The sequence below is a fragment of the Spartinivicinus ruber genome (assembly GCF_011009015.1).
GTDB lineage: Bacteria > Pseudomonadota > Gammaproteobacteria > Pseudomonadales > Zooshikellaceae > Spartinivicinus > Spartinivicinus ruber.
This window is the reverse complement of record NZ_CP048878.1, coordinates 1,007,074-1,032,155: the sequence shown is the minus strand read 5'-3', so window position 1 is coordinate 1,032,155 and position 25,082 is coordinate 1,007,074. Positions and strand designations below refer to the sequence as shown.

Here is a 25,082-nt window from a genome sequence, read left to right as displayed (position 1 = left end):
AAAACTGTATTTAACAGACTTTTTAACTTTTGATTTTTACAAGTGCTTCTTGGGTAGAATTATCGTAAAAATAACACCAGATAAGTCATCTAGGTTAGATGCACTGACTTCACCTTCATAAAAATCAACAATTAATTTAACTATATATAACCCAAACCCTAAGTGCTGCTTATCACTAGATTCTTTGCGTACAGAAACCAGCGAATCAAATAGTTGATGACGCATCGTTTCTGGTAATAGCGGCCCTTCGTTGCTAACTGTAAGTAAATAATCATTTTCTAGCACAGCTAACTCAATGGTAATTTGTTTATCATTAGGGGTAAAGTCTGCTGCATTACTGACTAATTTATCCAGCATCTGACTGATTAATTCTGGCTCGCCCGATAATTGACAGCTATTTTCAGTAATATCCAGTTTAATTTTTTTATTAGGGTATACACTTTGATAAGCTAGTCCCATTCCTTCAACAACGGACTTCAAGCTAAATAACTCAGGTTCAGCACTAGCAATACTTTGCTCAACCCGGTTAGCCTCACTCATGGCTTCAATTAAGTAACGTAGCCGATTTACTCCTTCCCTGGCACGAGATTGATAGACCTTTACTGTATCGGAAAGTGGCTCTAGTGCCATATTATCCAGTGAAGACTTTATGACAGCGAGAGGTGTACGTAACTCATGGGCTAACTTACTGGATAGCCCTTGTAAATAATGGGTATAATCCATTAAACGGCTATGCAACACGGCAAAGCTTCGATTTAAATCCCCCACTTCATCCTGAGCATGAGAAACAGGAAAATAATGAATTAATTGGCCTTCTTTAGTCAATACTCGTTCAGCCAATTGGCTTAACCGCTTTATCCTAAATGACAGCCAACTAGCATACCCAAATAAAGCAAATACACAAATTGTGACAACCAATAAAGTTATTTGTAATAGTTCACGCCAGGCAGAGTTAGTTAACGATAAGATTTCATCACTACTATTAATTAATACAATAGCACCTATCACCCCCAACTCATTTTTGACTGGATAAGCTACAGCTACCTTAGTTTGATCACTAGAAGAACGATACCATTGAGCGTTTGCTTTACCCTGCAAAACAGCTTGTACTTGTTCATTATATAGTCTGCTTTCAACTTCAGAAAAGGTCGCTAACTGACGCTTATCACCGAGCAACAGTCGGTATAGCCAGCGCCAAAAACCATAGCTATAACTTTCTTCAAAGTCATCTGAGTCCGTATCTTGATGCCGATAAGTACGGGCCAGCAGCCAACCCTGTTTATCAACTACTAATAGCTCATCCACATTATTAGCGTAAGGTTCAATTTGTTCAGCTAACCTTGGTTTGGATCTAATTAAATACCCCTCAGGTGGTGGCAACAACTGTAAATGTTGATGCAACTCTGGCATAGTCAACAACTGTGGTGGATATCCTGTTTTATACATCACCACTTGATCTGTCGCTGGCTGATAATCCAAGTAGCTGACTGCTATTCGCTGTCCAACTATAGATAACGGCATTTGTAACTCAATGGCTACTCCTTGGGCTGACTCCTGCCAATAGCCACTGATATCATCCCTTTCTATCCGTTCTAATTGTCCAAACTGATGAGTAATTTCCGCCGCTCTCAATAATCCTGGTGCACTAGTATCCAGTAAATAGGCTGAACGGGTACCCCAGGGATGCTGCAGCTCTATCAATACTGCATCTGATGCAATGGCCCGCTTTTCCCGATAAGGTCTATAGTGTAGCTGACCGTCTTTAATATTAAGATATAAATACAATGAGCCTGATGAGAACTGCTGTTGCTGATAAATGCCTATACTGACGGCTAACTGGGTATGTTCTGACCCAGCCCGCACAGGCCACCATTTTACCTGTTGTTGTTCTGTTACCCAATCATCAGCATAACCATCCACAATCATCGGCCTTGCCAACTGATAGGCATATAATTGTCTATCAGCTTGAGGTGGTTGATTAACAAAGGCAGTTGTCGGGTAAAACTGCTCAACATCATCAAGTGACTGTGCCAATACTTGAACACTTGCCAATAAGGTGTTTTCCTGCCCCTTACGTAATGCTGACTCCAGCTCTTTTACATATTGGCAACCAGCCCAGGGCAATGCAAGCATAAATAGACTGATAAATAACAACTGTAATGGAAGTCGCATAAAAGGGTAAAATCAGTGAGGTTGCCAACGGTAGCCAAATCCATAAATGGTTTCAATGGCAGTAAAAGCAGGGTCAAGTTTCAGAAATTTTTTTCTAATACGCTTAATATGTGATGTAATAGTACTATCATCTAGTACGACATTTGCCGCATCCATCAACTGTTGTCTATTTTTAACATGTCCAGGATGTTTGGCTAAAGCGTGAACCAACCAAAACTCAGTCAATGTTAATGGCACTGGGGCATCTTTCCAAACTGCAGTCATTCGGTCCAAGTCTAATATTAGAGGTCCTTCCACTACCTGTTGGGATTCTTCTTGTGATTGCTTTAACGAGTCTACTCGCCGAAACAAGGCAACAATTCTGGCAACCATATGTTCCAAGCTAATGTCTTTGGTCAAATAGTCATCAGCACCTAATCGTAACCCAGAAATTGCATCAAACTCACTGTCCCTTGCAGTTAGGAAAATAATCGGCAATTGGGGAGCCATAGAACGTAGTTCCCGACACAACTCAAAGCCGCCTTCCACTTCATCTTCCAACCCCACATCAATAATGGCTAACTCTGGCAACTGTTCACGAAAAGCTTTCATTGCCGTGGGTCGGTTACTATATAATGACACATCATAGCCATAACGGGTTAATACTGCCCGATAGTTTTCCCTTATAGCCGCTTCATCTTCAACTACAGCAATTCGTCGCTTCATTAGCTACACTCACGCTTTGCACTGATTACACCCTATCAGTAATTATTCCTTGCTTACTACTGACAGGCAAGCCATTTATCTACTTCCTCTCTAGTTTGGTCAAGTTGGCTTCTTAGCGGTGATTATAAGCTTCTTAAATACAACTCAAAATTATCAGCTAAAAATCCAATAAACAGATTAGTGTAAAACAATGTAAATCTAATAAATACCAACTATTCTGACAACCCTTAATTTAAGTTTAACTTTATCTTTTCAGCGATGAAAAATCGCTCAATGGCCATTACCCTAATCTTCTCCTCTTATACGTTTCAGGTTATCTTTTATTAACTCAACCAACACAAACTTCAAATAAAGCCAAAGATATTGTAGTGCCTTGGTTTAAGAAACCAACAGGGATATTCATGAATCAAAACCTTAGCAAACAATTCTCTTTTATAAGGCTACTTAATATTACAGCTATTAGCGCTTCTGTGCTGTTATCAACATATTTATCAGCAAAACCATTGATTCCAGACGAACAAAACGCTGCAAATAACTTTAGCCAAGCGATAAAAGATAAGTTTTATTTATTTACAGATTCGTTAGATAACACACTCATATGGTTTGTCTCAAAGAATGGAGGAATTGAAGCAAGAGGTGGCGCTCCAAGTTTATCGATAAGTAAACACACCTGGAGTAGCGGTTTATTTACTGGACAAAGTTACCTGAAAATTAATGGCATACTCTCTCCATTAGCGAAGGCAAAAGATATGCAATTATTAAAGTCAGAAGCACACCAATTAGGGTTTTCCTTACTACCAGCCTATGCAAAAAAAACAAGAACGATATATAAAATTGGTAATATAGAAATCGATAATCATGGCACAGCAAATGTTGTCTGTAACAGCTCTACTGAGCCTGATTGCCAAATGCGAGACCGTTTCGGCAACTATATTGATGCATCAATATATTATTCACTCAAGGCATTTTCTCCTAAAGATGGGGCCAGCACCAGTCAGTCCCTACCGTTTACAGCCACTACTTTGCCAAGTATAGATAACTTATTTAGCTCAGCATTAGCCCATACAAAAAATTGGAATCAACTCTTCACAGCTTCCACACAATGGACGATAGAAGTTTTACATCAAGGCAGTGCTGAAACCATCACCGTAGAAACAACGATGGAAATCGAGTGTGTTAATGGTTCAATCACACTACCACTATGGTTTTTAAATACTAATGAGAAATGTCGTGAATATATGGAATTATGGGGCAATTAATGAGCAAATAATTTTTAGGGAATATTGTCTTTTATTCCCTAAAAACATACAAAAATAGAACAAACATTAAATCATTTTTTATAATACCCTTCCAACAGCAAGTCGTAATATTTTTCATACATCCCTTCTTTTTTTATAACTTTCAGGCCTTTATTAAAAACCTCCAACAACATTCGTGAATCAGCTATTTTTTTAGGAAAAATCAAATGATTAGTATTAGAAAAATAAGGACGAGAAAAAAAGGTAATAGTTCCAACTTGTTCTTTAGAGAATTCTTTTAATAACAAACTATAGCCTGGTACAGTTGCAGATAAAAATAAATCAATTCTCTTTTTAAGTAGCATCTTAAAATTAATCTCATCAGAACTATTAACAATAATATTTAAGCTACCATTCTCATATGCTTTCCAAAATTCTGGCGTATAAGTATAACCCCTAGTTGCACCAATTCTATATTCTTTCAAATCTTTAAGAGAAAGCCAATTTTTAATATCAGTTGTTTTCAGATGAAAGAAAACAACATCTTCTGTAAACAACGAATCACTATGGTAAAAATTTTTTTCTCGTTGTTTTGAGTAGTACCAAAACATGCTAGCATGATATTTTCCACTTTGCGCTTCTTTAGCAGTTCTCGCCCAGGGATAATAAAAATAACTCACTTGATACCCAGCTCGTTTATATATTTCTGAAGTCATATGCTGAGCAAAACCACCATGCTTCATACTTTTTGAAATCCAAGGCGGGTATTCACCCGTAACAATATTAATAACTTTTTCATCTTCATTTTTTGCTAATGAAAAAGTGCTTATAAAAATTAATAGAGTAACTAAGCATCTCATTTTGTACCAACTGTACCCTTTGCCCTTAATCTTTAAAGGGTTACCCCTATAACAGCTCACTCTATAAAAGGCTTTACTTAAGTTATATTTACAAACTTATTAAAAGCTTAGCAGCTCTTTAACAGTAATAGTGACCCATACACAAAATAAGACAAATGTTCTAAAAACCAACAAATGACTAATCAGTCTATTTCGTTTGGTTGTGTTAAGTTAAATAATGTAGTAGTTTTTTCTTCACATGATCAGTTAATCAGGATAATTGCTAGACAATCAAACATCATAAAAAAGATAAAGAAAGTTAAGAACAAATTAAGCGGCATATTAAAACCAAGGTAGTTTATACATATTTGTTAATTTATCTAAAAATAAAATAGCCTTATACTTTAATCTAATATATTAATTATTAAATTTTCGTATTAAATACAGAAGCCACCCATACAAAATAAATACCTAGAAATTTATCAGGCTTTCGTACCAACTAAAGCACCCATATAAGGAATAAAATAATAATGAAAGTCAAACAAATTGCAGCTTCAACCTTATCAACTCTACTATTAAGTAGCGTCAGCTTAACTAGCTTTGCTCAATCTGCCATTGAGCCACTTCCTCCTTTAACTAATGCCAAAGGAGATATTATTGAGCAAACAGAAACAGCGAAAAAGCCAAGACGATTCAGACGCAGTATTATGTTAGAAAATACTGCAGAAATTAAAGATTGGTTTAATAAGAGTCCTGTTCTCGATGGCATTGAAGGCTCTGGTGTAGACAGAGTGTACAATGAACTGGCACCCCATAGCAATTATAAGCCAGTAGTCGTTGCCGTAATTGACTCTGGAGTGGATGTTCACCACGAAGACCTACAAGGAAAAATTTGGAACAATACTGGGGAAATACCAGATAATGGTATTGATGACGATGGTAATGGCTTTATAGACGATATTTACGGTTGGAACTTTATTGGCGGAAGAGACGGTAGTCATGTTAACTTTGATACCCTTGAAGTTACTCGTGAGTATAAAAAATACTTAGACTTGAAAGCTTCCGGCCAAGAGTTAACTGAAGAGCAAAAGAAATACTTCGAGAAAGTCAGCAAAGACTACCACGAAGAATTTGACAGTGCAAAAGAGTCTCTAGTTAGATCAAAAGAATACCAAGAAAAGACGACCGAATATAAACAATTACTTACAGAAGTACTTGGTATTGATGACTTCTCTAAAGAATCACTGGAAAATATATCAAGCACTGATGATAATATCATTGAGGCAAAAGATTACCTACTATCAGTTCTAGACAGATTCGGCAATTACGAAAAAATCAACGACTATGTTGAATACTATTCAAACAAAGTAAACTATTATTTTAATACTGACTTTAACCCACGTGCAGACATTGTTAAAGATGATCCTAATAATTTGTGGGAATCTGACTATGGAAATAATGATGTTATTGGGCCAGATTCTAACCATGGCACTCACGTTGCGGGTATTATTGCTGCAGACCGAAATAACGATATAGGTATTAAAGGTGTTGCTTCAAATGTAAGAATTATGGCATTACGTGTCGTACCTAATGGCGATGAACGAGATAAAGACGTTGCAAATGCCGTACGTTATGCTGTTGATAATGGAGCAGACATTATCAACATGAGTTTTGGTAAGAGTTATTCACCCAATAAAGATATTGTTGATTATGCCTTTTTATACGCCGCCAGAAAAGGTGTATTACTAGTTCACGCAGCTGGTAATGATAGTCAGAATAATGACGAGGGTGATAACTTCCCTAATCGATTTGTTAAATACTACCCTGGCTATCGTAACCAAAACTGGCTTGATGTAGGTGCTTCTTCCTATAAAAAAGGTGAAGGCATGGTGGCAAGTTTCAGTAACTTTGGTAAACGCACTGTTGATCTGTTTGCCCCTGGCCATAAAATTATGTCTACCACCCCTGATAATCAGTATGCCGCTTACAGTGGAACCAGTATGGCTGCCCCTGTCGTTTCCGGTGTTGCAGCACTTGCCTTATCGCAATATCCTTGGATGAGCGGTCATTACCTAAAACAACTGTTGATGTACACTACCAGAGACTATCCAGGCTTAGATGTGAAATCACCAGAAGATCCTGAGAAACTGGTGAAATTTTCCAGCCTATCAAAATCCGGCGGGATCGTTGATGCGTATACGCTACTTAATGTATTAAAGTAAGAAAACTCAGATTACTCCCCCTTTTTCAAAGGGGGAGGCTGAATCGCAACGCAGTTCTTGTCTCCTTTTTACGATAACCCCCTCTGAGTTAAGGAGATAAAAATTAAGACCTGATTTTTTCTCTAGCCTTACGGTATAGATCCATATTATCTTTTGTTTTGACAACTGGTTTGCCGATGTTGACAAAATTATCTTCTTTATCAAATACACACATAAAGCTAATTTCCCCTCCACCTTCTGCTGTAGCAGATAGGTCTACAGAGAAGAATGAGTCTCTTTTTACTTCCCCATTAACAATATAACGTGAATACTTGCGAGTAGTGGCTTTTGCCCATTCTGGCTCAATAGGGATTTGTCCCTTAATTTCCGAGAGTAAATTTTTACACTTAGATATTGCAACCTGCTTTAACTCATTCGGTACGCAAATACCAATCTTTTGACAAGCTCTCAAAGCTCTGTCATCTTCAGCAAATAAATGAGTGGATAATAATAGTCCAACAAAAATTACACTGAGTTTCACTGGAAACATCCTTGTATTTGTCTGAAATTAGGCTTCCGATAAAACAACCCTGTCTATGACACAAAGTATTGTCATCTAATCTATGACTGTTAATGGCGTAACCGAGCATCCAACTCATCTACTACTTCAGCCCAGTCAGAGTCTTCCTCTATAGCTGCTCTTAAAAACGCTGCTTGCGATTCACTCCAAAAATCAGCGTCACTCAGTTGTGCGTCTGGCTTTAAGGAATGGGCAGTCAAAAACTGGTCGATGGCATCACTACTTGCAGGCAAACCAAGCTGTTGAAACAAAGTGCCAAGATTGTGTAGCGAGGTATCCATAAGTACCTCCTCTCAAGTGACTATCTTTTGTTCAAAGTATAGTTGACAGCACAGCTGACTACCAACGTGTCAGATTATGATTTGAGATATATAAAGCAAGTGAATATTCCACCACACAATCCAGTATAGACTTACTCAGGTTAGAGTTTAATGACGCTTGTTCATAATCTTAGCACTAGCAAATTTAAACAAAGCAAAAATAACAATAGCGATAACAACTAAGCTTTCTATTGAGGCAAAAAAGCCGATAAAAAAATGAAATCTTTGTAATACTAAAATCATGAGGCAAGTTAACAACATCAACAACATCAGTCCTGATAGCCTGCCAAAACCAGGCAAACGATCATAATCAGTTTTTCTAGCAACTTGTATAAATACCAATACCATTGAAATGACAGGAAGGAAGTAAACCAATGCATCCACTTCAAGTAAGTTATCGCGAATAATAAATAGTGTATAAAAGATTAATGAAAAAGAAATAATGCCTGGGATAGAGGCTAGATAAACTATACCTGACAATAAGTAGTCTATCCAATTTAGCTGTGTAGTACGCTTATATATGAGTAGCAATACAAAACTAACCACTGGCAAGCTAACAAAATAACTAACTATTACTAATCGATATTCAGCAATTAGAGACAGTAATTCGTTAACACTCATTAAGGGCACCTCTAATAATTGTTTATGGCCTCTGCGCAACCTGACGGGTTCTTGCACAAGGCAGCTAGTGAAGGACTGGTTGCCTTTCTAAACAAACCAACACTGTGCATGTGCTCGTCAGGACTACCTTTCAGGGCCTTCTGGTAAACAATTATTAGAGGTACCCTTAAAACGTCCTTAATCAATCCATAGATTATATAGTATGCTCCTCTTCTTCAAACAACATGTAATATTACAAAAAACTATTACCTTAACTTTTTTGGTATTATTCCTCACTAATTGCAATTCTTATCAATATTGGCGTTATTTGCCCGATTTACCTCAAAATGAACGAACTGCGTTTATTGTAAGTCATGGATGGCATACAGGGCTGGTGATTGCTGCTAACAACCTAGGTACAGAACTGGCGTTTCTACAAAACTATTTTAGTGATAGCCTATATTATGAAATTGGCTGGGGTGATCAGGATTTTTACCAGGCAAACAAAGTAACCAGTGGCATGGCTTTACGCGCAGCACTTTGGCCAACCAAAAGTGTACTACATGTTGTTAGTTTACCTATCGAACCTGACAAATATTTTTCTAATAGTCTGGTTATTCCTATTAAATTATCAGAATTAGCTCATCAACAGCTTAATTTAGCCATTGCTAAGTCATTCACAAAAAATTCGAATGGTACTATTGTACCTATCAAAATAGGAATTTATGGAACTAGTAAATTTTTTAGTAGTAATGAACGATTCTATTTAACAAATAACTGTAATAACTGGACAGCAACAAAACTATCAAGTGCAGGTGTTCCAATTAGTAGTAGATTTAGCTTTACCGCAACTAATGTCATTAACCAAGTAAAAGAGGCCAATAAACATTATCAATGCTGTCGCCAATCATTATAGTGCCCACACACAAGCAAAAAAACAACCAGTCGAATATCGACTGTTCGCTAAATTAATATTTATTTTAAACAATCATATTTTCCAACTATTTTTATAAAATCCCTTATGTGACATTTTTTTTACTTTTTATTATTACAACTTTAGTATTATTCACTAAGAGTTTACTTACCAACAACACTAAAAAAATAGAACACTTAAGAATCTTTCTGTAAAGTTTAATTCGAACAGTTGTATAAATAAAAAAATGGTGCTAGCCTCACTCAACCAATAGGAGAAGTTTGCTAATAACCTTTAGCTAAACCTAATGTGCCGTATACATACGGTCATACAAATATAAAAGCAATTCCACAAAAAATAATCCTATTTCTTGATTTAAAAAATATAACAACAATTGGAAACTTAACTAATTATGAAAATAAATAAAGCTTTCGTACTATTAACAGCTTTAACCCCCGCTATAGCAGCTGCACTTACCCCAGGAGAAACCAGAAGAGAAATTGCCTTAGAATTGGCTAGCAAGTCAGAAGTGTTAGCATTTAGTCTCGCGGATAATAATTATAAGCTGGACTTAAGTGATGTAGTAAAGGCTGCTCCTGATAATAGCAAGCTTAACAAATTATCTCATCGAGCTAATAAATCAGCCATCACCAAATATGGTTTGGAAGGTTATGCTAAAAATGTCATGCAAGTTCGACTAGTCACCCCAAAAATGACTGATATGGATGCTGATAATGAAGTCCTAATTAGCTACGTACCTGATGGAGATGAGTCTGAATGGTCTGCAATTGAAGCATTTGACCGACAAGGTAATACAGTTTATCTCGATGTATATAATCAACCCAATCAACCTGTAGTGGTTATTGGCACAGATGATAAAAAGATTAAAAAAGCCGGTATCAGTCTATTAAACGAAAGATTAGGTGGTGCTTTGCCAAAAGGTATGCAACGCAACCGTAAGTCAGATAACAGCGAAACCTTAAACACCAGCATTTTGAAGAAAATCCACTTAACTTCTGACCAAGAGCCATGGATTTTAGGCAAAGCAGAAATCTACGCAATTGTTACAGGGGTTTCAGCAGAGCGTGATAAGCCACAAATAGATATAGTTGACATGCCTTATTTAGATGAAGATGGTAAAGATTACCACCCAAATCAGGTGTTGGTATATTGGGAAAGATACCGTTGGGGAGTAGCCGATATTTTACTGTTTGAACAAGATAGTGACTACAACTACAAAGAGCTGGCCAAACTGTTACTTGAAATTGTTGGTAAAGGTTTAGAGCTAGGGGGCATACCTGAAGCAAAACCCTTTATTGGCATAGGGCAAAGAGTGCTTTCTGCAATGAAAGACAGCTGGTTCCAAAATGATGATGATTATGTGGATTCATTTTACGTGCTTGAGACTGCTCGCACTTATAACAGCTATATTGGCGCAAACAGCAACGCTACTATTAGTCTACAACCAAGACAATTTACAGCGTTTTAAATCTTCCGCTTTTATTCAAGCATAATAACTAACAACTTAATTCCAGCCAGCTCCAACTGGCTGGAATTTTTTGACTAGGTTTAAGATTAAAAATAGTTGCTTATATTACGCCGCTACTACCCCATGAGGATCTATCACGTATTTCTTAGCCGCCCCCTCATCAAAATCAGCATAACCTTTAGGTGCCTCATCCAGAGAAATAACCTGCACATTAACAGCATCTGCAATTTTTACTTTATCCCATAAAATAGCCTGCATTAACTGTCGATGATATTTCATCACTGGACACTGTCCGGTATAGAAGTAATGAGATTTTGCCCATCCTAAGCCAATTCTAACACCAAGTTGGCCCATTTTTGCCGCATCATCAACTGCACCTGGATCGCCTGTCACATACAAGCCAGGAATACCTACACCACCGCCTGCACGGGTAATTTCCATCATGGTATTTAAGACAGTTGCTGGCTGCTCCTGGTGATGGTTACAACCATGACAGCGGGCTTCAAAACCGACACAATCAACACCAGCATCAACTTCAGGTACACCTAATACCTGTTCAATCAACTCAGGAACCGTCGCATCCTGACGAAGATCAACAGTTTCACAACCAAAACTGCGGGCCTGCTCAAGTCGTGATTCGTTCATATCACCCACAATAACACAAGCAGCACCTAATAATTGTGCAGATACCGCTGCAGCCAGACCAACAGGGCCTGCTCCTGCAATATATACAGTCGAGCCAGGCCCTACACCTGCTGTCGCAGCACCATGAAAGCCCGTTGGAAAAATATCAGATAACAGGGTGAGATCGCGAATTTTATCCATGGCTTGATCACGATCGGGGAATTTTAGTAGGTTAAAGTCAGCATAAGGCACCATCACATATTCAGATTGCCCTCCTACCCAACCTCCCATATCAACATAACCGTAAGCTGCACCAGGACGAGCAGGATTAACCTGCAAACAAATACCGGTTTGCCCTTCTTTACAGTTGCGGCAACGGCCACAAGCAATATTAAACGGCACTGATACCAGATCACCTACTTTTAAAAACTCGACATCAGAGCCACACTCAATAATCTCACCCGTTATTTCATGACCTAAAACCAAACCTTCAGGTGCAGTGGTTCTTCCCCTGACCATATGCTGGTCACTACCACAAATATTAGTAGAAACAACTTTTAAAATGACTCCATGGGAACACTTCCGTTTGCCTAAAGCCAACTCTGGAAATGCTATTGATTGAACTTCAACATGGCCTGGGCCCATGTAAACGACACCACGATTTGACGCTGAGCACATAGTTATTTTCTCGCTTTTATTAATTGAGAATATTCTAAAATACGCTACAATATCCTCAGTTTGTTGGGACATTCTTGTATGCCCATTAGTTTAAGCTATATCTGTTTTAGTAAGCATTAACACACAAATAGATTTGCACTTATACAAACTAACGCGAGAGAGCGAATAGCTGCTTAGCTGGAAGAGACAAGCTTATTTCAATTCAAGACACTGTTAGCTGTCCTAGTGCAATTAAGGGCTGTAATATTCAGTTTGTACTCCACTTGTTTATCAACTACTGCTTAATATGATCCGCTAGGTCTTGTGATGACGACAACTATCAGCATTACTGCATATAAAAATGTTAGTTTTTAATATCACTTGAAATACCATCCAAATCCTACATTTATTTAATATAAAAACCTGTAACTCAAAATCATCTTATAATAAATTTACTACCTTCAAAAAAAGTAAACACTATCAAACTAATTATATATACACCTCACAGCGCTTGAATAATTCCCCTCATAATTTATATCTAAAAATTTCTGCCCTCATTAAATAGACTTTATTTTCAATTTAACGTCATAGTTTTCAGTCTATACTTAGCCAGAATTGCCATAGACTCTGATATTCAATGAAATATTCGAGCTTGAAAGATTAAAATACAAAAACACATAACTCGAAGTATACCAATTGGAGCCACCTTAGTGACTAAACAACACATAATGCTTGCTTATACGTTGACAATTTTTTCCAGTCAATTAATGGCCATTGAAAACCTGCCCAACCAGCCAACTTTTCTGACTGCACCAACTAATTTTTATCAAGCTAAAAGGGTCCTAAAAAACATTTACAGAAATAATACAACTACCTTTTATTGCGGCTGCCAGTTTAATTATGACGGCAATAAATTAGTGTTAAATCATCAAAGTTGTGGTTATCAACCTAGACAGAATCTAGAGCGAGCGAATCGAATAGAATGGGAACATATAATGCCTGCTTCTTATTTTGGCCATCAGTTAGATTGCTGGAAACAAGGAGGACGAAAATATTGTCAAAAGCACAGTAAACAATTCCGCTTAATGGAAGCAGACCTACATAACTTAGAACCAGCTGTTGGAGAAATTAATGGCGATCGTTCCAACTACTCCTTTGCAACAGTAGAGGGAGAATACCGGAATTATGGTCAATGTGATATTGAAATTGATTTTCAACACAACCTGGTTGAGCCCAAGCCCAGCATTAGAGGAGACATCGCTCGAGTATATTTATATATGGCCAAAAAATATGACATAACCCTTTCAAAGCAAGAACAAGCAATATTTATCAAGTGGGCTAAACAAGACCCTATAACCAAATGGGAAAGGGAAAAAGCAACCCTAATTGCCAATTATCAACCAGGGTTAACACCTGTAGATTAAGGCCTGTTAGCAAGCCCTAGTAAAACGTATAAGCCAGTTGTGTTTTAGATGCAGCCTGTAATACCAAACTGCAAGGCAATGAATAAAACTGAAAACTCAACAGCTTTTGCTTATTTTTATGTTTAGCAGCTACTTGTCTTAATTGACTAAAACGAGACTTACAAGAATAGAAGTCGGCTTGTAGCTGCTGCTGGTCGGTCAGATAACGGTTATAAGCTAACTGCTTTTTATCGGCTAATGCTGTACGCCATATAGCACAACTAATCTCATTATAATGTTTAGTTGAACAAAATTTTTCGACCCGAGAGATAAGCAAATCAAAATCACTGGCTAGCAAATCTTTCTGATAGGCATTTTGCATTTTATCCTGCCACTGGGGATAAGCAGAACAGAATCGTTTATTGGCTTGTTGCTGATAACCACATTGCTGACGTTTATAAAAAAACTCCGTCCAGTGCATAGAGGCAAATATATCATCCTGCTGCAACTGATTTCTATTTAGTTTGATATCTCGTTGTTGCTGCCAGTTTTGCTCAACTATATTTTTTGCTGTATCACACACTTTAGTTTGCCATACGGCTTCAGCTGCTGCAGGGCCTTGCGCTTCATAGCTTGCTTGGGCTTTTGCTTCACATTTTAATAACGCCTGTTCGGCTCTTTCTGGGCTGCTAGCAAAAGGTTGATCATCTTGAGAGACACAACCTGTATTCAATAAAATAGCTAAAATAACCAATGATGAGCTATACAACTTATTCATCACAAACTAACTGCTCTCAATTGTGTGGTTATACCCTTCACAAATGATTTCTAGGTTTTGTTATCTTCATTGACCACCAAGGAAGTAGAGAATACAGTTTATGCATAGTGGTATGAATACCACCAATTAGAGCAATGCAGGAGCAATTGCTGAGGAGCATTTAACTGTCCTCACCCCAATCACCTATTATTTATAGGCTCATGGGGCCTTGTCACTCGATGGCCGCACCTAAATACCATTTGTATTGGGTATGGTTGTTTTCCTAGGTTCCATTCAGGAAGCTTGTGATAATTATCTCAGACGACACGGGGAATTAATGTGGAGACTATCGCTAAAAAAGCCACACCAATTAAGTAAACGAATTGACATAATTAAGCTTGCAAAGAAATTCAAGCTAGTTTTTTTAACTCAAACAAAGAAAGAGTGAAAGACATAACATAATAAATTAACGCACACTCAACTGGCCTCTTCCCTAAGGCGAATCGATAACCAGTGTTAGAATATATGTCTTGTATATTTTCGCCACAACCACACTTGTTGCTAGGAACTATTATTACTCTTATCATAGTTAGTCAGCTGATCTCGCCCCCAAGCATTCTGATAGCGGTTGCGGATGGTATCCAAGATCTCTTCATAACTGGGCACTGGTACTTCTGTAATTTCTCCCCCCTCGTTTAAAAAATCTTCAATTTGCTTTTCGATCTCTATTCTTTGTTTTGCTTTTTCGCTGACCGAAGCATTCGCTTTCATCTATAAACTCCTAGTTGAACTTAAGAGCACTCAAACGTCATCTATTGAGTGCTCTTTACTTAAAACCTTAATCATTGCCAAATTAAACAATATATTAGTAAATATCATGATCTTCATGACAGCGTGATGTAGCTGTCACATAGTATTCCTATAGATCATATTTATTATTACTTCAACTAATGGTCAAAAATAATGTTATTGAATCTTCATCGCCACTTTCCCCAACAAAACCATTAGTGAACCACTTCACTTACTAAGATTGAAGCTTTACACATGGTTACATTACGCTTAAGATACTTGTTTATTTCTATATTCTGAATAACGAAACAAAGCAATTATAACTAAATGGAATTAGTAATAGGATGAAAACCACAAATGGACTAACTAAACATTTACCCAAAACATAAGGCTATGCAATCAAAGCATAGGGTGTATCAATGTAAGTTAGGATGAACAGTTTTTGAATTTTAAAACTGCTCAAGCCAGCCAACTATCGCCTCTTCACTATCAGGTTTGGTAATGTTTAGCATGAAGCCACTGCATGAAATTAATCTCAATTTATTGGTTTGCCTACACGCCTTATATGAAGAGCGCAACGTAACACGTGCCGCTCAACGGTTAAATATGACGCAGTCTAATGTGAGTAAATCATTGTCACAGCTACGTCGTATAATGCATGATCACTTACTTTACCGAGAAGACAACACACTTAAATTAACGCCACTTTCTATTGCAATAAGAGATAAAGTTGCCTTTATCGTCCAGAATGCCCAAGACGTATTTTCGGCAGGTTTACGTGGTAGCTCTCTTGCTAAGCAGCGTTTTACTCTTGCCGCTAGCGATGTAAGTGTACGCTATGTATTCCCTAAATTAATGCCACGCTTTATTGAAGAAGCACCTGATGCATTAATTTCACTTAGCCCTTGGCACGAATATAACCCTGAAAGTTTAGTTCAAGGCAAAGTAGACCTAGCCTTATGTGTATTTGAAGAAGAAACCAGTGGTTTAATTTGCGAAAAGCTGGGAACCACCGACTTAAGCTGTATTGTTAGAAAAAAACACCCCGCTGCTGAAGGGCAAATTCAATTAGAGGACTACCTCAGCTATAAACACATAGCCAATACAGGCAATGCCAATTATTGGCGAATTATTGATAAAGCCTTAGCAGAGAGAGGTTTGCATCGCAACATCGTACTAGAAATGCCTTTAGTTGTGTCTGTTACAGAAGTAGTAGAACAAAGCGATTTAGTGCTAACTTTGCCTACCCCTCTTTGCAGACTGGTTAGTGATAATCCTAACCTATGCATGATTAATTGCCCCGTTAAAACCCTATTGGATTACGGCTTAATGTGGCACCCTAGAATGGATAAGGACCCAGACCATATTTGGTTCCGTAACTTAATTAGGGATGTCACCTTTGAAACACCGGAGTTTGTTAGAAGTCTTGTAGCATGAGTCACAGTCAAAAAATTATGTCTACCTTCAGTTTATAGTGACTTAGCATTATGCTCACCTGATATTATAAGGTGAGCAGTAAACTCGTGTTATGAATTTATACAAAAAATGACTGATAATTTATAATTATTTGCAATTTATCTAACAAATTCTTTTTTAATTACTAAATAGCCTCCATTAGAACACCCCAAGATACTTGGTGTGTCGTTCGTTTTCCAATCTACTCCTTTTTATCCATAATTCGTACAAATTATAAAACTTCAGTTACACTAATTTTATACACCTTTTACTTTATGCAGTTTTACCATGATGTATACACAGCCAAAACTTATTCAGCTTTTACTCATCGTATTAATGCTTACTTCTCCCTTTTGTTATGCAAAAGAAGTACTGACGATTGTAGGCTCAACAACTGTCACCCCTATTGTAAAGGCCAGCGAAGCATCATTTAAAAGCCACTCAAACATTGGGCTGATTATCAGACCAAAAGGGTCAAGTGCAGGTATTGCTGCAGTAGCCAAAGGTGAGGCAGATATCGGCATGGCTTCTCGCCCACTCAAACAATCAGAAAAAAAAGAATGGCCACAACTGAAAGAAATTACCCTGGCTGAAGACGCCATTGTTCTCCTTGTAAGTAGTAAAAACCCAACAACTAATCTAACTAAGCAACAAGTTACAGAAATTTACTCTTGTAAATACAGTAACTGGCCCGAGGTAGATAAAAGCCTTAATTATGATTCATTAAGAAGCCAGAAAATTAGTCTTATCTCAAAAAAAGAAGGGCATGGTTCCCTAAGTGCCTTTATTGACTTATTTGATTTAAGTAAGCCCAAGGTAACTGGTCGTAAAATGTATTTTAAATCCAAAGATGGAAGCGAATTTAGTCGGATAGGTTCATCTCAAGTGGATACAGCAAAACAAGCTATGACTTTAGTAGCAAGAATAACAAATTCACTAGGTTATGAATCACTTGGCGCGATAGAAAACCTGAAAAAAGATTCTCTCTATAGCCAAATTAAAATTCTCAAAATTGATGGTGTTGAGCCATCAATAGCATCAGTATCTACTGGGCAATATAAAATCAAACGGCCCTTATTATTAGTGGTTGACAAGAATAAAACTAATCCTCAAGTGGCAGAATACCTTAAATATATGTCATCTCCTGAAGGAAAAAACCATGTTACTTCTCTTGGCTACATTGCTAAAGATTAAATTTTTTATCTTTCTTTCAACCCAATCCACTCAAGACAGGTGTGTATAACCCAAGCGAATAGATTTTAGGGGATAACCAACTACTGCAAATCTTGCTGTATCAGACTTACCCCCATAATTTATGTTATGTATTTATAAATAATTGGGGAAGAGTATATCAATACACTGTTGCGCTTGATGGACAAATGATACTAATAACATTAATTGCTTCCATCTGAGCAAAGCCTACCGCCTCTTCTAACTGGTCTACCTGAAGACCCGTAATTTTCCATGCTTCCGGTGCAATAGTAGCAGTATAATCAAACTGTTTTTCTTCTGGTAAAGCAGCACTTAAACTTTGATTAGCTGCTCTACTGGCAATATGGATAATTGCAGTAAATAAGTTCTGTTCCTCACTATCAGTTGGTTTTAAAGTATGCTGTCCTGCAATAGGTTTCCACAAGTCTTCAGGAAGGTGCCATAACTGCAATAACTCGGCACCACACTCAGCCCAGCTAAACCCAAATAATTCCTGTTGTTTTTCCCAAGGTGATGTGCCTGAAGTATCAGCCAACACTTGCTGAGTCAGTTCAGCATTGTTATCTAAAGCCACTAGTTGACCAATATCATGCAGTAACCCTGCAACAAATAACTTTTCTTTTTTTCTAACTTTACAGCTTGAAGCAAGTTCTCTACCTATCAGGCCACAATGCACTCCTACTTGCCAGAAGTGATCTATATCTATTCCTTTTACATTTTCAGATACAGCAGATACAGCCGATGTAGCCAAAGCTAAATTAAACAGTTCTGCCATACCAATCACCGAAATAGCGCGATTAACGGTATCAATTTGTGAAGAAAAGTTATACAGCGGGCTATTCGCCAGTTTTAATATTTTGGCTGTCAGAGCTGGGTCCAGCATGACCACTTCAGAGATATCAGTCATAGAGGCACTATCACTCTCTATAAGATCCTGCAAACGTATAACAATATCAGGCAGCGTAAACAATTCACCTGCTTTTTGAGCATACTCCAGAGCAGAGGCCATAGTAAGATACCTTTAACGATGTGCCTTGGTTTAGGGCTTAGCATTTCGTTAAAGAATAGAATAAAAAGCATCATCCTACAGCCTCATTAAATTAACTAAAAAGATCAGAAAGAAGTAAAAAAATTGTTTAAATTACTTTCAGGATTAAAGGTTTAACAAAATCCGTAATTGCATATCTCACTGGCTGTCAGATCATAGACATCGTATTTACCAGGTGCATAATAAGTATCACCATATGGGCTATATACCTGAAAGATATACCAACCACTTTTGTCATTGGTAGCAGGCTGAGCAACAAACCCATCCTTACATTGATTATTAACCTCTTTATACTCCCACTTATACACACTGAAATACTGTGCATATCTAAAATTTACCAATGGATAACGTCCCCAAGAGCCAGAAATAGTGACTTGATTATCATCACCATCTTTCAACCAATACCAGTCACTACCGTCTTCCTTAGCACAATAAACATTCGCCCATGCGGCATACACTGCCGAGTGAGTTAAACAAGCAGCAGCAAACACCAGCCCAAGATAGCTTTTTTTTATTAGACTCATTAGTTATTCCTTATAAATTAGAAAATCCAGGCTAGTTTATGAAAACAGTAACTTATATAAATCAGTAGTTGTGTATATAAATGTAAATTGTTGTAAGTACATGGAACAACGGTTCTAATTTTACTTGTTAGCCCCCCCTATCTCTTATATATATTTGAATACCCCATATATAACCTTAGTCATTTTCAGATAATCTAATCGCTCATAGGTATCACCTGCTGTATGGTGTTTAAAATTTCGATGATCAGAATAACCAACTCCCTGTATAAATGTAGGTACATTAATAGAAAAAGCAGCCAAATCTGTATGGCGGTTTATAGCAGACTTTACCCCCTAGGCTTTATTTGAAAATACTTCATCAACCACAACAATAAAATTGCCTTTATTAGGGTAAATCATCTCAAGCAATTTTGAAGGATACTTTACGAATTATCTTCCTCACTAAAATAGCCAATCATTTCAAGCGATATCATAATATTTTTTTAATTCACCTGATAAATTTTGTGCATGAACAGCACTTCCCATATATTGAGTAGCAAAAAAAGGCTTATCATCAAGATAAACAGAACCATCAAATTACGGAAAAACTTTATTAACTTACTCACGCTTTATAAAAATCAAGTAAAGTATACATTGTTAATTGAAAATTACTTAATAATATCAAGTTGACATGTAGATCCTATATTCAACTTAAAAATAATAGTTATTTTGAAACTGGCATATTACCCTAAAAAAGCTATGCTAGTTTGGGAAAGAAATGGGATTTTTAAATGATAAAAGCATTAAGTATTACAACTTTATTATGTTTTTTAACAACAGTATGGGGAAGCGGAGCTTTGGCGCGCCCTCGCCCACCACAAGAGGCATTTAATGCCTGTAAAGAAAAACGGCAAGGCAATAGCTGTCAAGTACAAACACCTCATGGTAGACTAACTGGTAATTGTCGCCAACCTCCTGCAGAATCCCAACTAGCATGCATACCCAATAGAAGACAAAGTGACCAAAATAGACATACAACACGAGAGGGTAGACCAACACATAGGCACACAACCCAGCAAACGACTGGTTTAGATACAGTCCCATTAACCACTAAACCACAAACAAATAGCCTGGTAGAAGTTAAAGTAGTAAACGGTTACCGTATTATTCAGGCTAATGGTATTCCCAATCATTTAACTGGTAACTTCCCAAATAATGGCAACCCAAACAAAATCAGAGCGCAAAGTTACTCACTAAAAGTTTCTGCTAAACCAAAACTCACTGGGCAAATAACCCCTCTCAGCATGCGTTTTTATTTCGGTATTGGTACTAATGGAATCCCTTTCGACCCTGGTGCAGATGAATGGTATTTAGGTAACCGGGGCGGAAAATGGCAGTATGAAGCATTATCTGGTGCTATTGCTTTAGGAATAGATGACAGTCATGCCCATGTTCAGCCTAATGGCGCCTATCATTACCATGGTTTACCAACAGGATTATTGGGTAAGATAAAGTTAGCTACAAATAAACACTCACCGTTAGTCGGCTGGGCTGCAGATGGTTTCCCCATTTATGCCATGTATGGTTATCAAGATGGTAATAACCCACTATCAGACATTATTGAAATGAAGCCCAGTTATCAGTTACGTGAAGGCTCCCGACCTTCAGGTAAAAACAACCCTGGTGGTATATACGACGGAACTTTTCTAGCCGATTATGAATACAAAACAGGTTCAGGTGTACTAGATGAGTGCAATGGTCGTATAACCATCACACCAGAATTTCCAAAAGGTACTTATGCTTACTTTTTAACTGCAGACTGGCCTGTGATTCCTCGCTGCCACAAAGGAGCCATATCACAGGATTTTGCTAAGTAAGTCATACTTACGAATACTGGCTACAAATAATTATGCTCATCAATAAAATAGCTTCTATTTCAGCCAATGTTTTGTGTTACATCAACACAATTTTTCCCACCCACGTAGTTAATACTGACAATATCATCTAAGCCAGTAGTAGGAAAGTTATGGTACCCTATAATCCATATCACTGCTGTCCCATAAGATTGAAACAAAAAAGGCTTAAGTCCCCATAAGTTGTTACAATGAGAGTGCAACCAAACACTGCAAAACCAGAGGATTTAAGCCTTGGCTCATCGTAACACAATCTTGCACCAAATACTTCAGTTGCTTTCTAGACATGAGTTTGAATCACTAGCCAATCAGCATCATACGGGTCAACGGCTACGTAAAATGACTCGGTGGGGGCAGTTTGTTGCGCTATTATTTGGTCAACTCTCAGGTCGCAATAGTTTGCGTGACATCATTGATCACCTATCGATTCAGCAGCATAAACGCTATCACCATGGTATTGGAAATATCACCAGAAGTAGTTTGGCCCGTGTCAATGAACAGCAACCCGCTACGCTTTATGAAGCCTTGTTTTATAAGCTATTAAATAAATGTCATCATCATCGGCCAGGGCATAAGTTTCGTTTTAAAAATCCATTGTATTCTCTTGATGCATCAGTGATCGACTTGTGTTTATCCATGTTTCCTTGGGCAGATTTTCGAAAAAGTAAAGGTGCTATCAAGTTACATGTTGGGTTTGATCATAATGGCTACTTGCCTGCATTTATGAGTATTACTGAAGGGAAATGTCATGAAATACAGATAGCACGCAGCCTTGATCTCCCCAAGGGGAGTATTCTTGCTGTAGACCGTGGCTACACTGATTATCGCTGGTTTAATACTTTAAATGAGCAAGGAATCTTCTTTGTAACCCGACTAAAAAAGCAAGCCAAATACCGTGTACTAAAGCGCCAGCCTACCGACAATAGCAGTACAGTCACTTCTGATCAGCACATTCAGTTGACTAGCCAACAAGGGGCTGTTTATAAAGGTCATTTACGTCGTATCGGTTTTAAATGCCCAGAGACTGGCAACCAATATTACTTTTTAACTAATAATAGTAAGCTCGCAGCCAGCACCATTGCAGCTATTTACAAAGAACGCTGGAAAATAGAGCTATTTTTTAAGTGGATAAAGCAAAACCTAAAGATAAAATCGTTTGTCGGTACCTCTAAAAATGCCGTGTTAACCCAGATATGGGTAGCCATGTGTGCTTATTTGCTCGTCGCTTATCTAAAATTTTCTCATGGAATAACACTATCGATCACTCAAATAGCTCGACTCATGCAACTCACTTTGTTTGAGCGTAGAGAGCTTAAAGCATTATTTACACCCTCACCACCGAATAATACAGATGATCATAAGCAAATGAGGATGCTGTAAATGTGGGACAGCAGTGAATCCATATATAGAAATTACAGGTGGATTAGAAATGATAGAGCTTCAATCAGGTGGAAATATCAAGTTAAATAATGACTATATCAATATAACGATTGAATGGGACCATCCATTAATCGATAAAGATAACATTGACACCTCTGCATTTTTGTTAAATGAACAAGGCAAAGTAAGATCAGATGCTGACTTTATTTTTTATAATCAGCCTAATTCAACAGATAATAGCGTAAAACTCTCATCAAACATTAATAAACAGTCTTATGCTGTTAACCTTACCAACATTCCCCCAGACATCCACAAAGTGGCTTTCGCTATTGTTATCCATTCTAACAACGATTTTGGTTCCGCAAAGTACATCAGTTTAAATATAGAAGGAATTGCACATTACCAACCCAGTACTCAAGGTATGAAAGAAAAAGCCTTAATTATGGGGCAGCTCTATCGCCATCAAGATAACTGGAAGTTTAAAGCATTAGGTCAAGGTTATAACGGAGGATTAGCACCTTTAGCTACAGGCTATGGAGTGGATATTGCAGAAAAGACAACAGATGACACAACAAGCCCTACTCATAATAACCAAACTTCTCAGGCAACCGCATCTAAACCTATCGACTTAGAAAAGAAATTACAAGAAAAAGCTCCCAGGCTAATTAATCTAGCCAAACCAATTAAAGTTTGCTTAGAAAAAAAACAACTTACGGATGTCAAAGCTAAAGTTGCTTTTATTTTAGATGCTTCAGGCTCAATGACTAACCAGTTCAAAAGTGGCAACGTACAAGCTGTACTAGATAGAATCACGACACTTGCGGTTCAGTTTGACGATGATGAAGCGCTAGAGTTATGGGCTTTTGCTGATAAATTTAAAAAATATGCCGATGTATCACTTGATAATTTAGATGATTATATAGAAATACTCACCACAAAAAGTAAGAAGAAAAAAGGTTTTTTTTCTTCAATTTTTTCTGAAATTATTGAAGATTTAGGATTTGGCAATAACGAACCCCCTGTTATCAGCGATATAATAAAAAGCTATCAAAACTCAAATTTACCTGCTTATATAATTTTTATTACTGATGGCGGTATTTATAAAGATAAAGAAATAGAAAAACTCATCAAACAAGCCTCAGACTTTCCAATATTTTGGCAGTTTGTGGGTCTAGGTGGATCAAATTATGGTGTTCTGGAAAAACTAGATGACCTTTCCGGACGCACTACAGATAATGCTGATTTTTTTCCTATTGATGACTTCAAGAAAGTTCAAGATCAAGAGTTGTATGATCGATTATTAAATGAATTTCCTGGTTGGCTACGTGAAGTAAAAAGAATTGGTATCATTAGTTGACCTAAGAGGCTAATGACAGCCTCTTAATCTGAATTGTATATCAAAGACTTTGGGCATTCTGACTAAACATTTTGAGTTATTCCTCAACATGCCTTGGTCGCTCCAAGGCTGAGATTAATCTTCATCATCTTCGTCATCATCACTCACTACATCAATCACAGCCCCACCCACTTTAAAAGGTACTTTGGCAACTTCTATGGTCGCATCAACTGCGGTCCCAATAATAGTACTCACACAGCCACTTATTAAACAGCTTGCTAGTAGCATTACAGATATCTGACTCTTCTTATTGATTACCATTCATCAGCCTCAAAGTAGCACATAAACGCTGTAGTATAATAGCCCAACAAGATTGAAGCTATTTGTGAGTTACCGCAATTATTACACAACTAGCAAGTATAGATACTTATTAATAATTTATCACCGCTATATGACATAACTAATGATATCTAAAAAACCTCACACAACACCAACTAACAAGCCAGCTTGTTGTTATGGATGACATCATCTACACTCACTACAAGGTCAAAGTTATATACAAAGATATAGAAGGAAAAATAATGGCCCAACCGAAAGCTATCGAGCACCCTTTGTATGACCTCCTGCAAGACGAAAAAATTAAAGAATTCAACAAAAAAAGAGCTTCAGGTGACACATGCGACTTTTCTGGAGGGCACTTTAGAGGACTGGACTTACGAGGAATGAATGCAGATGGAATCAACTTTTCAGGCGCTTACTTTCGTGCAGCCGATCTACGTGGGGTTGACCTTTCAAACGCAAATATAGAAGGTGCTAGCTTTGCTGATGCAAAAATCTCTGGAGTCTATTTTCCCAAACAGGTGTCCCCAGAAGAAATACGTCTATCAGTAGATAAGGGTACCAGAGTGAGATATAAGTAATCAACAGTTTTCCTATAAAACTACCTTT

Annotated in this window: 23 protein-coding genes; 11 read left to right on the top strand and 12 right to left on the bottom strand. The window is 37.5% G+C overall.

Going from position 1 to position 25,082, the window contains the following annotated elements; translation table 11 throughout:
- Positions 1–36 precede the first annotated feature (36 nt).
- Positions 37–2,172, bottom strand: a complete 2,136-nt coding sequence (locus G4Y78_RS04715; RefSeq protein WP_163831934.1) for an ATP-binding protein — start codon at positions 2,170–2,172, stop codon at positions 37–39.
- A gap of 12 nt (positions 2,173–2,184) precedes the next feature.
- Complete coding sequence (pdsR, locus tag G4Y78_RS04710) at positions 2,185–2,877, bottom strand: proteobacterial dedicated sortase system response regulator (RefSeq protein WP_163831933.1); 693 nt, start codon at positions 2,875–2,877, stop codon at positions 2,185–2,187.
- A 401-nt stretch (positions 2,878–3,278) separates the two neighbouring features.
- Here pdsR and G4Y78_RS04705 point away from each other — a divergent pair, with 401 nt between their 5' ends.
- Positions 3,279–4,136 (top strand): hypothetical protein, encoded by an 858-nt coding sequence (locus G4Y78_RS04705; RefSeq protein ID WP_163831932.1) that lies wholly within the window; start codon positions 3,279–3,281, stop codon positions 4,134–4,136.
- Between the two features lie 71 nt (positions 4,137–4,207).
- Here G4Y78_RS04705 and G4Y78_RS04700 read toward each other — a convergent pair whose 3' ends face one another.
- Positions 4,208–4,975 carry a substrate-binding periplasmic protein gene (locus G4Y78_RS04700; RefSeq protein ID WP_163831931.1) on the bottom strand — a complete coding sequence of 256 codons (768 nt, stop codon included), beginning with the start codon at positions 4,973–4,975 and terminating at the stop codon, positions 4,208–4,210.
- Positions 4,976–5,484: 509 nt separating this feature from the next.
- On the opposite strand from G4Y78_RS04700, the gene G4Y78_RS04695 reads away from it, so the two are divergent.
- Positions 5,485–7,176, top strand: a complete 1,692-nt coding sequence (locus G4Y78_RS04695) for a S8 family peptidase (protein WP_163831930.1) — start codon at positions 5,485–5,487, stop codon at positions 7,174–7,176.
- Between the two features lie 103 nt (positions 7,177–7,279).
- Here the strand turns inward: G4Y78_RS04695 and G4Y78_RS04690 are convergent, their stop codons facing one another.
- The 3 genes from G4Y78_RS04690 to G4Y78_RS04680 all read right to left on the bottom strand — a co-directional run bounded on the left by G4Y78_RS04690 (position 7,280) and on the right by G4Y78_RS04680 (position 8,676).
- Positions 7,280–7,696, bottom strand: coding sequence for a hypothetical protein (locus G4Y78_RS04690; RefSeq protein ID WP_163831929.1), 417 nt, complete (start codon positions 7,694–7,696; stop codon positions 7,280–7,282).
- An 89-nt stretch (positions 7,697–7,785) separates the two neighbouring features.
- Positions 7,786–8,016: a DUF2789 domain-containing protein gene (locus G4Y78_RS04685; RefSeq protein ID WP_163831928.1), complete on the bottom strand. Its 231-nt coding sequence runs from the start codon at positions 8,014–8,016 to the stop codon at positions 7,786–7,788.
- A 147-nt stretch (positions 8,017–8,163) separates the two neighbouring features.
- A complete protein-coding gene (locus G4Y78_RS04680) occupies positions 8,164–8,676 on the bottom strand; it encodes a hypothetical protein (protein WP_163831927.1) in 513 nt (170 codons plus the stop codon).
- Between the two features lie 307 nt (positions 8,677–8,983).
- On the opposite strand from G4Y78_RS04680, the gene G4Y78_RS04675 reads away from it, so the two are divergent.
- Positions 8,984–9,571 carry a DUF2459 domain-containing protein gene (locus tag G4Y78_RS04675; RefSeq protein ID WP_163831926.1) on the top strand — a complete coding sequence of 196 codons (588 nt, stop codon included), beginning with the start codon at positions 8,984–8,986 and terminating at the stop codon, positions 9,569–9,571.
- A gap of 409 nt (positions 9,572–9,980) precedes the next feature.
- Positions 9,981–11,057 carry a DUF3103 family protein gene (locus G4Y78_RS04670; RefSeq protein ID WP_163831925.1) on the top strand — a complete coding sequence of 359 codons (1,077 nt, stop codon included), beginning with the start codon at positions 9,981–9,983 and terminating at the stop codon, positions 11,055–11,057.
- Positions 11,058–11,162: 105 nt separating this feature from the next.
- Here the strand turns inward: G4Y78_RS04670 and fdhA are convergent, their stop codons facing one another.
- Positions 11,163–12,359 (bottom strand): formaldehyde dehydrogenase, glutathione-independent, encoded by a 1,197-nt coding sequence (fdhA, locus tag G4Y78_RS04665; RefSeq protein ID WP_163831924.1) that lies wholly within the window; start codon positions 12,357–12,359, stop codon positions 11,163–11,165.
- A gap of 689 nt (positions 12,360–13,048) precedes the next feature.
- On the opposite strand from fdhA, the gene G4Y78_RS04660 reads away from it, so the two are divergent.
- Positions 13,049–13,762, top strand: a complete 714-nt coding sequence (locus tag G4Y78_RS04660; protein ID WP_163831923.1) for an endonuclease — start codon at positions 13,049–13,051, stop codon at positions 13,760–13,762.
- A gap of 16 nt (positions 13,763–13,778) precedes the next feature.
- Here the strand turns inward: G4Y78_RS04660 and G4Y78_RS04655 are convergent, their stop codons facing one another.
- Positions 13,779–14,519 (bottom strand): hypothetical protein, encoded by a 741-nt coding sequence (locus tag G4Y78_RS04655; protein ID WP_163831922.1) that lies wholly within the window; start codon positions 14,517–14,519, stop codon positions 13,779–13,781.
- A gap of 540 nt (positions 14,520–15,059) precedes the next feature.
- Positions 15,060–15,269: a hypothetical protein gene (locus G4Y78_RS04650; protein ID WP_163831921.1), complete on the bottom strand. Its 210-nt coding sequence runs from the start codon at positions 15,267–15,269 to the stop codon at positions 15,060–15,062.
- A gap of 528 nt (positions 15,270–15,797) precedes the next feature.
- Between G4Y78_RS04650 and G4Y78_RS04645 the strand changes: the two genes are divergently transcribed.
- Entirely contained in the window at positions 15,798–16,724 is a 927-nt protein-coding gene (locus G4Y78_RS04645) for a LysR family transcriptional regulator (RefSeq protein ID WP_222937642.1), read from the top strand.
- Positions 16,725–17,030: 306 nt separating this feature from the next.
- Positions 17,031–17,936 carry a substrate-binding domain-containing protein gene (locus tag G4Y78_RS04640; RefSeq protein ID WP_163831919.1) on the top strand — a complete coding sequence of 302 codons (906 nt, stop codon included), beginning with the start codon at positions 17,031–17,033 and terminating at the stop codon, positions 17,934–17,936.
- A gap of 157 nt (positions 17,937–18,093) precedes the next feature.
- On the opposite strand, the gene G4Y78_RS04635 is transcribed toward G4Y78_RS04640, so the two are convergent.
- Both G4Y78_RS04635 and G4Y78_RS04630 read right to left on the bottom strand, forming a co-directional pair.
- Positions 18,094–18,963: an HDOD domain-containing protein gene (locus tag G4Y78_RS04635; RefSeq protein ID WP_163831918.1), complete on the bottom strand. Its 870-nt coding sequence runs from the start codon at positions 18,961–18,963 to the stop codon at positions 18,094–18,096.
- 152 nt (positions 18,964–19,115) lie between these two features.
- On the bottom strand, positions 19,116–19,526 hold the full coding sequence (locus tag G4Y78_RS04630; protein WP_163831917.1) for a hypothetical protein: 411 nt from the start codon (positions 19,524–19,526) through the stop codon (positions 19,116–19,118).
- A gap of 770 nt (positions 19,527–20,296) precedes the next feature.
- Here G4Y78_RS04630 and G4Y78_RS04625 point away from each other — a divergent pair.
- The 3 genes from G4Y78_RS04625 to G4Y78_RS04615 all read left to right on the top strand — a co-directional run bounded on the left by G4Y78_RS04625 (position 20,297) and on the right by G4Y78_RS04615 (position 24,155).
- Positions 20,297–21,382, top strand: coding sequence for a YHYH protein (locus G4Y78_RS04625; protein ID WP_163831916.1), 1,086 nt, complete (start codon positions 20,297–20,299; stop codon positions 21,380–21,382).
- Between the two features lie 270 nt (positions 21,383–21,652).
- Positions 21,653–22,798: an IS4 family transposase gene (locus tag G4Y78_RS04620; RefSeq protein ID WP_163830996.1), complete on the top strand. Its 1,146-nt coding sequence runs from the start codon at positions 21,653–21,655 to the stop codon at positions 22,796–22,798.
- A 13-nt stretch (positions 22,799–22,811) separates the two neighbouring features.
- Positions 22,812–24,155 (top strand): VWA domain-containing protein, encoded by a 1,344-nt coding sequence (locus G4Y78_RS04615; protein ID WP_163831915.1) that lies wholly within the window; start codon positions 22,812–22,814, stop codon positions 24,153–24,155.
- A gap of 114 nt (positions 24,156–24,269) precedes the next feature.
- On the opposite strand, the gene G4Y78_RS30950 is transcribed toward G4Y78_RS04615, so the two are convergent.
- Positions 24,270–24,422 carry an NF038104 family lipoprotein gene (locus G4Y78_RS30950; protein ID WP_178124470.1) on the bottom strand — a complete coding sequence of 51 codons (153 nt, stop codon included), beginning with the start codon at positions 24,420–24,422 and terminating at the stop codon, positions 24,270–24,272.
- Between the two features lie 293 nt (positions 24,423–24,715).
- On the opposite strand from G4Y78_RS30950, the gene G4Y78_RS04605 reads away from it, so the two are divergent.
- Positions 24,716–25,054 (top strand): pentapeptide repeat-containing protein, encoded by a 339-nt coding sequence (locus tag G4Y78_RS04605; RefSeq protein ID WP_163831914.1) that lies wholly within the window; start codon positions 24,716–24,718, stop codon positions 25,052–25,054.
- Positions 25,055–25,082: the final 28 nt, after the last annotated feature.

Bases quoted from the DNA above. Each gene is read 5' to 3' on its own strand.
- G4Y78_RS04695 (WP_163831930.1), top strand. From the start codon at position 5,485: ATGAAAGTCAAACAAATTGCAGCTTCAACCTTATCAACTCTACTATTA.
- G4Y78_RS04605 (WP_163831914.1), top strand. From the start codon at position 24,716: ATGGCCCAACCGAAAGCTATCGAGCACCCTTTGTATGACCTCCTGCAA.
- G4Y78_RS04650 (WP_163831921.1), bottom strand. From the start codon at position 15,269: ATGAAAGCGAATGCTTCGGTCAGCGAAAAAGCAAAACAAAGAATAGAG.
- fdhA (WP_163831924.1), bottom strand. From the start codon at position 12,359: ATGTGCTCAGCGTCAAATCGTGGTGTCGTTTACATGGGCCCAGGCCAT.
- G4Y78_RS04630 (WP_163831917.1), bottom strand. From the start codon at position 19,526: ATGAGTCTAATAAAAAAAAGCTATCTTGGGCTGGTGTTTGCTGCTGCT.
- G4Y78_RS04705 (WP_163831932.1), top strand. From the start codon at position 3,279: ATGAATCAAAACCTTAGCAAACAATTCTCTTTTATAAGGCTACTTAAT.
- G4Y78_RS04640 (WP_163831919.1), top strand. From the start codon at position 17,031: ATGATGTATACACAGCCAAAACTTATTCAGCTTTTACTCATCGTATTA.
- pdsR (WP_163831933.1), bottom strand. From the start codon at position 2,877: ATGAAGCGACGAATTGCTGTAGTTGAAGATGAAGCGGCTATAAGGGAA.
- G4Y78_RS04670 (WP_163831925.1), top strand. From the start codon at position 9,981: ATGAAAATAAATAAAGCTTTCGTACTATTAACAGCTTTAACCCCCGCT.
- G4Y78_RS04655 (WP_163831922.1), bottom strand. From the start codon at position 14,519: ATGAATAAGTTGTATAGCTCATCATTGGTTATTTTAGCTATTTTATTG.
- G4Y78_RS04635 (WP_163831918.1), bottom strand. From the start codon at position 18,963: ATGGCCTCTGCTCTGGAGTATGCTCAAAAAGCAGGTGAATTGTTTACG.
- G4Y78_RS04625 (WP_163831916.1), top strand. From the start codon at position 20,297: ATGATAAAAGCATTAAGTATTACAACTTTATTATGTTTTTTAACAACA.
- G4Y78_RS30950 (WP_178124470.1), bottom strand. From the start codon at position 24,422: ATGCTACTAGCAAGCTGTTTAATAAGTGGCTGTGTGAGTACTATTATT.
- G4Y78_RS04680 (WP_163831927.1), bottom strand. From the start codon at position 8,676: ATGAGTGTTAACGAATTACTGTCTCTAATTGCTGAATATCGATTAGTA.
- G4Y78_RS04685 (WP_163831928.1), bottom strand. From the start codon at position 8,016: ATGGATACCTCGCTACACAATCTTGGCACTTTGTTTCAACAGCTTGGT.
- G4Y78_RS04645 (WP_222937642.1), top strand. From the start codon at position 15,798: ATGAAGCCACTGCATGAAATTAATCTCAATTTATTGGTTTGCCTACAC.
- G4Y78_RS04700 (WP_163831931.1), bottom strand. From the start codon at position 4,975: ATGAGATGCTTAGTTACTCTATTAATTTTTATAAGCACTTTTTCATTA.
- G4Y78_RS04715 (WP_163831934.1), bottom strand. From the start codon at position 2,172: ATGCGACTTCCATTACAGTTGTTATTTATCAGTCTATTTATGCTTGCA.